This is a genomic window from Janthinobacterium sp. EB271-G4-3-2 (genome assembly GCF_020858035.1).
GTDB lineage: Bacteria > Pseudomonadota > Gammaproteobacteria > Burkholderiales > Burkholderiaceae_D > Janthinobacterium > Janthinobacterium aestuarii.
On record NZ_JACYMG010000024.1, the window covers coordinates 1 to 10382 of the forward strand.

The following is a 10382-nucleotide window of genomic DNA, read 5'->3' on the forward strand; positions in this document are numbered from 1 at the left end:
CCCGAGGTATTGCTGCCGGCGCCGGCGCGCAGGTAGCCGTGGAAGCCTTCGGAATCGGATGGATACATGGGGTCGGCCATGGCGGAAGCGCTGGCGATGGCCAGGAGCAGGGCAGGTAAAGTTTTCAATGCAGTGCGATTCATGCGGTCTCCAGAAGAATGTTGGTGGTAGCGGTGGCGCCTCGGAAGGTGGTCACCCGCACACGGTCTAATGCCGAAAACCAAGTCTAGCAGCGCTTTTTTGACCACCCTGATACAAAACGTGCAAGTACTGATACTTTCTTTCAGAGTGTTGTTTTTGCTACATATCGATACTCTTGCGCATGATGGGCTTGCAAAAGAGTATCGAATTGCGGTTTTGGAGTATCAGAAAGTATCAAAGTCCGGTGCTACATTGTGGTCGTGGTGCCAAGTAATCGGGCATTGCCAACGACAAAAAACACTGGAGACACACAATGAAACGTTCCGCCATTGCCGCGCTGATCGCCGGCTGCCTCAGCTCGTCCGCTTTTGCCGCCACCGACCTGGTCATCGCCACCGTCAACAACGGCCACATGATCGAAATGCAAAAGCTCAGCAAGTTCTTCGAGCAGGCCAATCCCGACATCAAGCTCAAATGGGTGACCCTGGAAGAGGGCGTCTTGCGCCAGCGCATGACCACCGATATCGCCACCAAGGGCGGCCAGTTCGACGTGATGACCATCGGCCTGTATGAAACGCCCATCTGGGGCAAGAAAAACTGGCTGATTCCCATCAAGCCGGATGCCAAATACGATATCGACGACTTGCTGCCCGCCATCCGCGAAGGCCTGTCCGGCGACGGCAAGCTGTACGCGTCGCCGTTTTATGGCGAAAGCTCGATGATCATGTACCGCAGCGACCTGGTGAAAAAAGCGGGCGTGACGATCGAGGACCGCCCGTCCTGGAACCAGTTGCGCGACGTGGCGGCCAAGCTGCACGATCCGGCCAACGGCGTGTACGGCATCTGCCTGCGCGGCAAGCCGGGCTGGGGCGACAACATGGCGCTGATCACCACCATGGCCAATTCCTACGGCGGCCAGCTGTTCGACATGCAATGGAAGCCGCAATTTACCAGCAAGTCGTGGAAGGACGCGGTCACCATGTATGTCGACCTGATGAAGAAATACGGCCCGCCGGGTGCGGCCGCCAACAGCTTCAATGAAAACCTGGCCCTGTTCAACCAGGGCAAGTGCGGCATCTGGATCGACGCGACGATCGCCGCCTCGTTCATCACGGACCCCAAGCAAAGCAAGGTGGCCGACAAGGTGGCGTTTGCCCAGTCGCCCGTCGGCGTGACGGAGCGGGGCGCCAACTGGCTGTGGATCTGGTCGCTGGCGATTCCAGCCAGCTCGAAGCACCCGAATGAAGCGCAGCGCTTCATCAACTGGGCCACCTCGCCCGATTACGTGAAACTGGTGGCCAAAGAAACGAGCTGGGCCAACGTGCCGACGGGCACGCGCAAGTCGACGTATGCGAGCCCCGAGTTCCAGAAAGTGGCGAAATTTGCCGCCGCCGAAGGCAAGGCCCTGGCCACCACGCGCGCCGTGCAAAGCACCTTGCCGCCATCGCCATATGTAGGCGTGCAATTCGCATCGATTCCCGAATTCCAGGTAATCGGCGTGGCCGCCGGCCAGCAGATGGCGGCGGCATTGCTGGGCAAGGTGACGGTGGACCAGGCGCTGGAGTTGTCGCAGCAGACGGCTGAGCGTGAGATGCGCAAGGGTGGGTATTACAAGTAGGCCTGCTGCATAGTTTGCGTACCCCAATAGCGTAAAGCCGGGGTCAGACCCGACGGGTCTGACCCCAGATTTCTGCTAGCGATTGTTGTCCATTGCCTCAAGAGAACCCTATGAAACGCTTTATTCCCCGGACTTTGCTGACGCCGGCCGTGGTCGCCGTCTCCGTCATTTCCGTGATCCCGCTGCTGATCACCCTGTATTACGCGTTCGTGCGCTATTCCATGCTCGATCCGAGCGGCCATCCTTTCCATGGCCTCGCCAATTTCCACTTTTTCTTTACCGATGCCTCGTTCCTGCCGGCCTTGCAGAACACGTTCACCCTGCTGTTTTCCGTCATGCTGGTCACGGTGGTGCTGGGCACGGCGCTGGGGCTGCTGATCAATGAAGCGTTCCCGGGGCGCGCCATCGTGCGCGTGCTCCTGATTTCGCCTTTCCTCATCATGCCGGCCGTGAATGCCCTGATGTGGAAGAACATGCTGCTCAATCCGATCTACGGCCTGTTCGCGCAGATCAGTCTGTTCTTTGGCGCCACGCCCGTCGACTGGCTGTCGGCGCATCCCCTGTTTTCCATCATCATGATGGTCTCGTGGCAATGGCTGCCGTTTGCCTGCCTGATCTTCATGACGGCCCTGCAATCGATGGACCGCGAGCAGCTGGAAGCGGCGCGCATGGATGGCGCCAGCTATCTGCAGCAGTTGCGCTACCTCTACATTCCCCACCTGGGCCGCGCCGTCTCGGTGGTGCTGATGATCGAAATGATTTTCCTGCTGTCAATTTTTGCGGAAATCTTTACCACGACGGGCGGCGGTCCCGGCTTCGACACGACCACCATCACCTTCATGATCTATCAGCAGGCGCTGCTGTCATATGACGTGGGAGCGGCCTCGGCAGGCGCCCTGTTCGCCGTGCTCATCGCCAACATCGCCGCCTTCTTCCTGATGCGCGTCATCGGCAAGAATCTGTCGAAATAAGGAGACCTTGATGCATAGCAAACTCAATTTGTATGGGCGCACGGCCGCCGCCTGGCTGTTCGCGCTGCTGCTGTTCTTTCCCATCTTCTGGCTGGGCCTGATGGCCTTCAAGACGGAAGGGCAAGCCATTGCCACGCCGCCGCTGCTGTTCTTCACGCCGACCCTCGACAGTTTCCGCGAAGTGCTGGCGCGCGACAATTACTTCGGCTACGCGTGGAACTCGCTGTTTACCAGCGTGCTGTCGACGGCCATCGGCCTCTTGATCGCCATTCCGGCCGCCTATTCGATGGCGTTCTTTCCCACGGGCGGCACCATCGGCTTGCTGAAATTCATGCTCAGCTCGCGCTACATGCCCGGCGTGGGCGCGCTGATGCCCATCTATATCTGCTACCAGTACTTCGGCCTGCTCGATACGCGCATCGGCCTGACCATCATGTTCATGCTGATGAATTTGCCCATCATGATCTGGCTGCTGTACACGAGCATGAAGGAGCTGCCGCGCGAAATTCTGGAAGCGTCGCGCATGGACGGCGCCACCGTGTGGGACGAATTCCGCCACGTCGTGCTGCCCCTGTCCGTGGGCGGCATCGCTTCCACGGCGCTGGTCTGCATGGTGTGGTCGTGGAATGAATCGTTCTGGTCGCTGAACCTGGGCGCGTCCAACGCGGGCACCCTGGCCTGGCTCATCGCTTCGTATTCCAGTCCGGAAGGCCTGTTCTGGGCAAAATTGTCGGCCGCGTCGCTGATGGCCATCGCGCCCATCATGGCGCTGGGCTGGTTCTGCCAGAAACAATTGGTCCAAGGTATGACTTTCGGCGCCGTCAAATAATCGATGCCTCCATAAACCTACTGCGCGGCCCAATTTCGGCTCTCCGTTGCTCACTGTGCATCCGCACAGCTCCGCTACTCAAACCGAACTTGAACCGCTCGCTACGGTTTCTGAAAGCATCGAAAAACAAATCAGAATTGAGAAAAATCATGGCTTACCTTCAACTGAGCAATATCGAAAAATTCTTTGGCGAGCACCGCGCCATCAAGGGCATCGACTTGGAAATTAAACAGGGTGAGTTCGTCGTCTTCGTCGGGCCGTCCGGCTGCGGCAAGTCCACCCTGCTGCGCCTGATCGCGGGCCTGGAGCCGATCGACGGCGGCAAGCTGTCGCTCGACGGGCGCGACATCACGGCCTTGCCGTCGTCCAAGCGCGACCTGGCGATGGTCTTTCAATCGTATGCGCTGTATCCGCACATGACGGTGTTCCAGAACATGTCGTTCGCGCTGAAACTGGCCGGCGTCGATCCCGCTATCATCCGCGAGAAAGTCGACAAGGCGGCCGCCATCCTCGACCTGGGGAAATACCTGGAGCGCACGCCCAAAGAATTGTCGGGCGGCCAGCGCCAACGTGTGGCCATCGGCCGCGCCATCGTGCGCGACCCGAAAGTGTTTTTGTTCGACGAACCGCTGTCGAACCTCGATGCGGCCCTGCGCGTGCAGACGCGCATCGAGATCGCCAAGCTGCACCGCGAACTGGGCGCCACCACGATTTATGTGACCCACGACCAGGTCGAGGCGATGACCCTGGCCGACCGTGTCGTGGTGTTGCGCGACGGGCAGATCGAGCAGCATGGCTCGCCATTGGAACTGTATGACCGTCCCGCCAACCGCTTTGTCGCCCAGTTCATCGGCACGCCCAGCATGAACGTGGTGCCGGCCGATGCGGCGCCGCAGCTGCTGGCGCAAGCGGGCAGCGCGGCGCAGGCGGACGGTTTTGTCGGCATCCGCCCCGAGCACGTGCACCTGGGCGCGGCGCAGCCGGGCAGCGTGCCCGTCACCGTCGACCTGGTGGAGTCGCTGGGCGTGGAAACCCTGACCTATGTGCGCTTGCCGAACAATGTGCAGGTGGTCTCGCGCGGCGCCGAGCGCAGCAGCCTGCAGCCGGGCCAGCAGACGCATCTGACGTTCGAGCCGGGCTTCGTCCATTATTTTGACCGCGCCGGCAAGACCTATGCCGCCGCCAAGGGAGTTTGAAATGAGCGCCATTGAACTGAAACAGGCGAATCTGGCCAAGCTGCCAGGGAACGTGGTCGTGCCCGCGTACGTGCGCGAGACGCTCGTGCCCAGCATCGTGCATATCGGCGTGGGCGGTTTTTTCCGCGCCCACCAGGCCGTCTACCTCGACGATTTGCTGGCCTTGCCCGGCAACGTGGAATGGGGATATTGCGGCGTGGGCTTGCTGGCGATTGATGCGGCCATGCGCGACGCCATGCGTGCGCAGGATGGCTTGTACACGGTGGTCGAGCGCAGCGCGGCCGGCGATCGCGCGCGCGTCATCGGCTGCATCGGCGAATACCTGTATGCGCCCGACGACCCGCAAGCCGTGCTGGAAAAGCTGGCCGACCCCGGCACGCGCATCGTCGCGCTGACCATCACCGAGGGCGGCTACTATGTGAACCAGGGCACGGGCGAATTCGATGCGCAACACCCCGACATCGCGCATGAACTGGCGCACCCGCAGGCGCCGCGCTGCTCGTTCGGCTACCTCGCCACCGCGCTGGCCCTGCGCCACCAGCGGGGACTGCCGCCATTTACCATCATGTCCTGCGATAACCTGCAAAACAATGGCGACGTGACGCGCAAGATGCTGCTGGCCTTTGTCGCCCTGCGCGACCTTGAGCTGGCGCGCTGGCTGGCCAGTGATGGCAGCTTCCCGAACAGCATGGTCGACCGCATCACGCCGGCCACCACCGATGAACACCGGGCGCTCGTGCGCGACAGCTTCGGTATCATCGACGCCTGGCCCGTCGTGTGCGAACCGTTCCGCCAGTGGGTCATCGAAGACGAGTTCCCGCAGGGCCGGCCGGCCTGGGAAAAGGTGGGCGCGCAGATGACGCACGACGTGCTGCCGTATGAAAAGATGAAGCTGCGCCTCTTGAATGCCAGCCACCAGGCCCTGTGCTACATCGGCATGCAGCTCGGTTACACGTTTGCGCACGAAGCGATGAACGATCCTGGCATCCGTGCGCTCGTGCGGCGCATGATGGATGACGAGGTCACGCCATTGCTGGATGAAGTGGAAGGCATCGACCTGGCCCGCTATAAAGATACCCTGATCGAGCGCTTCTCGAATCCGGCCGTGCGCGACCAGCTGGCGCGCATCGGCACGGAGGGTTCCGCGCGCATCCCGAAATTCGTGCTGCCGTCCGTGCGCGAAGCGCTGGCGCAGGGCGGCGCCTTCAAGCTGCTGGCGTTTACCGTGGCGTGCTGGTTCCGCTACCTGGAAGGCCACGACGAGCAGGGATGCGAGATGCCCTTGAACGACCCGTATGCGGTGCGCCTGCGCGTGCTGGCGCTGCAGGGCGGGGCGGACGCTGCGGCGCTGCTGTCGTTGCGCGAACTGTTCGGCGACTTGAGCGACACGCCAGCGTTCACGCAGGCGGTGGCGCAAGCGCTGGCCAGCCTGTATGGGCTGGGCGCGCGCGCGGCGCTGGAACAGATCGTGGCTTGACGGGGAGGGCGCGCCATGCCACGCAAAGCCGACGCTTGCTTGCCGCAGATGGAGCTGGAACAGCAGCGCGACGCCACGCCCGGCTTCGAGCCGAAAGGCAGTTTCGGCTTCATCCGCTACCTCGAGCACGGCTTTCCGAATGCGCTGGTGCGCTGGCATTACCACGACGAGTACGAACTGCACCTGATCGTCGAGAGCAGCGGCAAGGTCTTCGTCGGCGACTACATCGGCCAGTTTACGCCTGGCCACCTGGTGCTGACGGGACCGCGCGTGCCGCACAACTGGGTCTCGCTCGGCACGCCGCCCGAAGGCGTGGTCTTGCGCGACATGGTGGTCCAGTTTTCGCATGCGCCGCTGGCGTCGATGGCCGCCACCATTCCCGAGCTGAAGGATATTTTTCCGTTGCTGCAGCGCGCCTTGCATGGCGTGGAATTCTTTGGCGTCAGCGAACAGTCGCTGCGGCGCTTCCGGCGCATCCGCGACAGCAGCGGCCTGCCGCGCTTCATCGAATTTTTGACCTTGCTGGGCGAGCTGGCGCAGACCAGCAACTACCAGCTGCTGTCGACGGTGCCGATGCAGTCGAGCGACGACGACGTGGCGCTGGCGCGCATCAGTTCCGCCATCAACTTCATCGTGCACAATTACAGCAGCCAGTTCTCGCTGAAGCAGCTGGCCGAGCAGGTGGACATGCCCGAGCGGACCTTTTCGCGCTTCTTTCGCCACGCCACGGGCAACAGCTTCACGGACTTCGTCAACCGCCTGCGCATCAACAAGGCGTGCCAGCTGCTGATGGAGACGGAGCGCTATGTCAGCAACATCTGCTACGAGGCGGGATTCAATAACGTGGCCAATTTCAACCGGCGCTTCCTGGAATTGAAGGGCATGACGCCGAAGGAATTTCGCCAGCAGGCGCTGGGCCGCTTTGGCGAGTGACGCTTTTTGAGGTACATTGGATGGCACAGGCGGGGACAGCCTGGGAGAGACGAGCATGGAATACCGATGGCAGAAGGACGGCGAGCGCAAGGCGCCCGAACTGGAACGCGAAAGCTACGACGGCATCATCAATTACCTGGAACACGGCTATCCCAGCTCGCGCGTGCGCTGGCATTGCCATGAAGAGTATGAGCTGCACCTGATCGTCGCCACCAGCGGGCGCTTGTTCGTGGGCGATTATATCGGCGAGTTCTCGCCCGGCCACCTGGTGCTGACGGGGCCGCGCTTGCCGCACAACTGGATATCCAACGTCATGCCGGAAGGCGGCGTGGCCCTGCGCGACATGATCGTGCAATTCGCCCACGCGCCGCTGGCCGGCGCCGCGCGCGTCATTCCCGAATTGCGCGAGCTGCTGCCGCTGCTCGAGCGCTCCAGCTATGGCGTGGAGTTTTTCGACATGGGCCACGAGGCCGAACAGCATCTGGCGCGCATCCGCGCCACGCACGGCGCCGAGCGCTTCGCCGAATTCGTGCAATTAATGAGCAAGCTGGCGCGCACGGCCAACTATCGCTTGCTGTCGAGCGCCTCCCTGCGTTCCTACGACGATGACGCCACCCTGGCCAAGGTCAATTCCGTCCTCAACTACATCACGGACAATTACCGCGAGCCGATTTCGGCGGAAATGCTGGCCGAGCAGGTGGGCATGTCGCTGAGTAAATTCTCGCGCTTCTTCCGCAAGGCGACGGGCAACAGCTTCACGGATTTCATGAACCGCCTGCGCATCAACAAGGCTTGCCAGCTGCTGATGGACACGGATCAATACGTATCGAATGTCTGCTACGACGTGGGTTTCCAGAACGTGGCCAACTTCAACCGGCGCTTTTTGCAGGTGAAGGGCGTCACGCCCAAGGAATTCCGGCGCCAGGCCGATGGGCGCTTTGGCGGCATCGGCGGGCCTGTTGCGGATACGCCACCACCGTAATGCCTGTCATGGGCTTGTCACTTTGAACAGTTATCCTCCACGGCTTCAACCCCACCCTAGCCGAGGAATGCATGAAGACTGCCGTAACGTCCACCCCGAAACTGACCCTGCTGGCCATCGCCGCCGGCCTGGCCCTGGCCGCCTGTGGCGGCAGCGACAGCCACAATGAGCAGGCCAAGCCCGTGGCGCAGACGGGCGTGTTCCTCGACGGCGCGGTGGAAGGACTCGATTACGTGGCTGGCAGCGCGGCCAAGGCCAGCACCAATGCCAAGGGCGAGTTCATTTGCAACCCGGGCGACACGGTAGCCTTCAGCGTGGGCGGCCTGGCCCTGGGCTCAGCCCCATGCGGCGCCGTCGTCACGCCGCTGGCACTGGCCGCCAGCACCAACGTGGCGGACGACAAGGTCGTCAACCGCCTGCTGGCGCTGCAACTGCTCGATGAAGACAGCGATCCGTCGAACGGCATCAAGCTGACGGCGGAAGTGAAGGCCGCGCTGGCCGGCAAGACCCTGGACTTTGCCGCCGTCCCGGCCGTCTTCAACGCGGCCCTGTCCGCGCATCTGGCGGCCGTGGGCGCAAAATTTGCCGGCCGCACGGTCGATGCGGAACGCCGCGCCCTCGCGCGCGAGCATTTCGAAGATACCCTGGCCTCGAAAGCGGGCGCGCCCGTCAACGAGGCGCTGACTCAAGCCAACCCGGTCGGCGAAGTCAAAGTGACGGTGACGCGCTACCAGATCCAGGCGGACAGCAAGTTCTACGTGCCGTACGAAGGCGCGAACGCCAAGATCAAGGGCGAATTCCCGAACGGCTTTTTGCCATCGTACGGCTCGGGCCTGGCCTACAAGGGCAAGAACGCCAACGGCGACCTGGAATTCTATGGCTTGACGGACCGCGGCCCGAACGGCGACGGCCCGCTGGTGCCAGATCCATCGGGCAAGGGCACGATCGGCAGCAAGATCTTCCCGTCACCGAGCTTCACCCCCTCGTTCGGCGTACTCACGGTGGGCAAGAACGGCGCCGTCCTGAGTTCGTCGACGCCGATCAAGGTGTCGGCCACCGTCAACAGCTCGGGCTTGCCCGTGCCAGTGGGCGCCGTCGGCAATTCGGCCGAGATTCCCGTCATGGATGCGATGAAATTCGACGCGGCTGGCAAGGCCGTCTTCAATGCGGGCGGTCTCGATTCGGAGTCCATCGTCGTCGATGCCAAGCGCAACGCGCTGTGGGTGTCCGACGAATACGGCCCGTTCATCGTCAAGATCGATGCGGCCACCGGCATCATCCAGGCCAAGTACGAGCCGGGCAAGGGCTTGCCGGCGCTGTTCGCCAAGCGCCGCGCCAACCGCGGCATGGAAGGCATGACCCTGGACACGAGCAACGACAAGCTGTACGCGTTCCTGCAAAGCCCCCTGTCCGACGGTACTGCGCCGTATTCGGTGACGAAAAAGAATGAACAGGTCGAGCGCTTCGCCCGCTTCACGCGCTGGATCGAATTCGATCCGGTGACGGGCAGCAGCGGCAAGATGTATGCGTATCCGCTCAATGCGGCCGACTACCAGGATGGCCGCACGGGCAACGCCAAGCTGGGCGACATGGTGGCGCTGGGCGGCGGCAAGTTCCTCGTCATTGAGCAGGGCGCCGCTCCGTCGGGCAAGGTGTTCAATAAACTGATGCTGGTCGAATTGAAGGGCGCGACCGACATCGCGGCCGTCGCCTTCAACGCGGCGACGTCGGATCTGGAAAAAAGCAGCATGGGCGGCGCCGCCGTCAATGGCGCCGACTGGGCCGCCGTCACGCCGCTGAAGAAAACCATGTTACTGGACTTGAACGCCATCGGCTGGGCGGCGGAAAAGGCCGAAGGCCTGACCCTGATCGACGACTCCACCATCGCGCTGGCCAACGACAATGACTTCGGCCTGAAAACCAAGGTCTTTGACGCGAATGGCGTGGAAGTCGATGGCGCCGACGTGAGCAAGTGCACGGTCGATGCCAGCGGCACCATCGTCACGAGCAGCACCGCCGGTTGCAACGCCGCCAACACCATCCGCGTGGCGCGCGGCGACGACCGCGAGCGTCCAAGCCGCTTGTGGATCGTGAAGTTTGCCAAGGCGCTCAATACGTATTGATGTGATGTGCAGTGTCGGATTACGCGGCGCGCGCGCCGCTAATCCGACCTTGTATTATTCCCCTCATGCCGTTCGTGGTATTGCGAACGGTATCGACCGCTGTCAACATCTT

8 protein-coding genes are annotated in these 10382 nt (G+C 62.2%); all 8 read left to right on the top strand.

Annotated features, from left to right (window positions below):
* The first annotated feature begins 454 nt into the window (after nt 1–454).
* The 8 genes from IGS55_RS27670 to IGS55_RS27705 all read left to right on the top strand — a co-directional run bounded on the left by IGS55_RS27670 (nt 455) and on the right by IGS55_RS27705 (nt 10270).
* Nucleotides 455–1759, top strand: coding sequence for an ABC transporter substrate-binding protein (locus tag IGS55_RS27670; RefSeq protein WP_230519544.1), 1305 nt, complete (start codon nt 455–457; stop codon nt 1757–1759).
* 110 nt (nt 1760–1869) lie between these two features.
* Nucleotides 1870–2730, top strand: coding sequence for a carbohydrate ABC transporter permease (locus IGS55_RS27675; RefSeq protein ID WP_230519543.1), 861 nt, complete (start codon nt 1870–1872; stop codon nt 2728–2730).
* 10 nt (nt 2731–2740) lie between these two features.
* Nucleotides 2741–3559, top strand: coding sequence for a carbohydrate ABC transporter permease (locus tag IGS55_RS27680; RefSeq protein WP_230519542.1), 819 nt, complete (start codon nt 2741–2743; stop codon nt 3557–3559).
* 149 nt (nt 3560–3708) lie between these two features.
* Nucleotides 3709–4755 carry an ABC transporter ATP-binding protein gene (locus IGS55_RS27685; protein WP_176390915.1) on the top strand — a complete coding sequence of 349 codons (1047 nt, stop codon included), beginning with the start codon at nt 3709–3711 and terminating at the stop codon, nt 4753–4755.
* A gap of 1 nt (nt 4756) precedes the next feature.
* Complete coding sequence (locus tag IGS55_RS27690) at nt 4757–6232, top strand: mannitol dehydrogenase family protein (RefSeq protein ID WP_230519541.1); 1476 nt, start codon at nt 4757–4759, stop codon at nt 6230–6232.
* Nucleotides 6233–6247: 15 nt separating this feature from the next.
* The gene (locus IGS55_RS27695) at nt 6248–7165 is read left to right on the top strand and encodes a helix-turn-helix domain-containing protein (protein WP_230519540.1); all 918 of its coding nucleotides are present in this window, start codon (nt 6248–6250) and stop codon (nt 7163–7165) included.
* A 55-nt stretch (nt 7166–7220) separates the two neighbouring features.
* Nucleotides 7221–8147, top strand: a complete 927-nt coding sequence (locus IGS55_RS27700) for a helix-turn-helix domain-containing protein (RefSeq protein ID WP_128139925.1) — start codon at nt 7221–7223, stop codon at nt 8145–8147.
* A 71-nt stretch (nt 8148–8218) separates the two neighbouring features.
* A complete protein-coding gene (locus IGS55_RS27705; protein WP_230519539.1) occupies nt 8219–10270 on the top strand; it encodes an esterase-like activity of phytase family protein in 2052 nt (683 codons plus the stop codon).
* Nucleotides 10271–10382: the final 112 nt, after the last annotated feature.

Bases quoted from the DNA above. Each gene is read 5' to 3' on its own strand.
- IGS55_RS27670 (WP_230519544.1), top strand. From the start codon at position 455: ATGAAACGTTCCGCCATTGCCGCGCTGATCGCCGGCTGCCTCAGCTCG.
- IGS55_RS27675 (WP_230519543.1), top strand. From the start codon at position 1,870: ATGAAACGCTTTATTCCCCGGACTTTGCTGACGCCGGCCGTGGTCGCC.
- IGS55_RS27680 (WP_230519542.1), top strand. From the start codon at position 2,741: ATGCATAGCAAACTCAATTTGTATGGGCGCACGGCCGCCGCCTGGCTG.
- IGS55_RS27685 (WP_176390915.1), top strand. From the start codon at position 3,709: ATGGCTTACCTTCAACTGAGCAATATCGAAAAATTCTTTGGCGAGCAC.
- IGS55_RS27690 (WP_230519541.1), top strand. From the start codon at position 4,757: ATGAGCGCCATTGAACTGAAACAGGCGAATCTGGCCAAGCTGCCAGGG.
- IGS55_RS27695 (WP_230519540.1), top strand. From the start codon at position 6,248: ATGCCACGCAAAGCCGACGCTTGCTTGCCGCAGATGGAGCTGGAACAG.
- IGS55_RS27700 (WP_128139925.1), top strand. From the start codon at position 7,221: ATGGAATACCGATGGCAGAAGGACGGCGAGCGCAAGGCGCCCGAACTG.
- IGS55_RS27705 (WP_230519539.1), top strand. From the start codon at position 8,219: ATGAAGACTGCCGTAACGTCCACCCCGAAACTGACCCTGCTGGCCATC.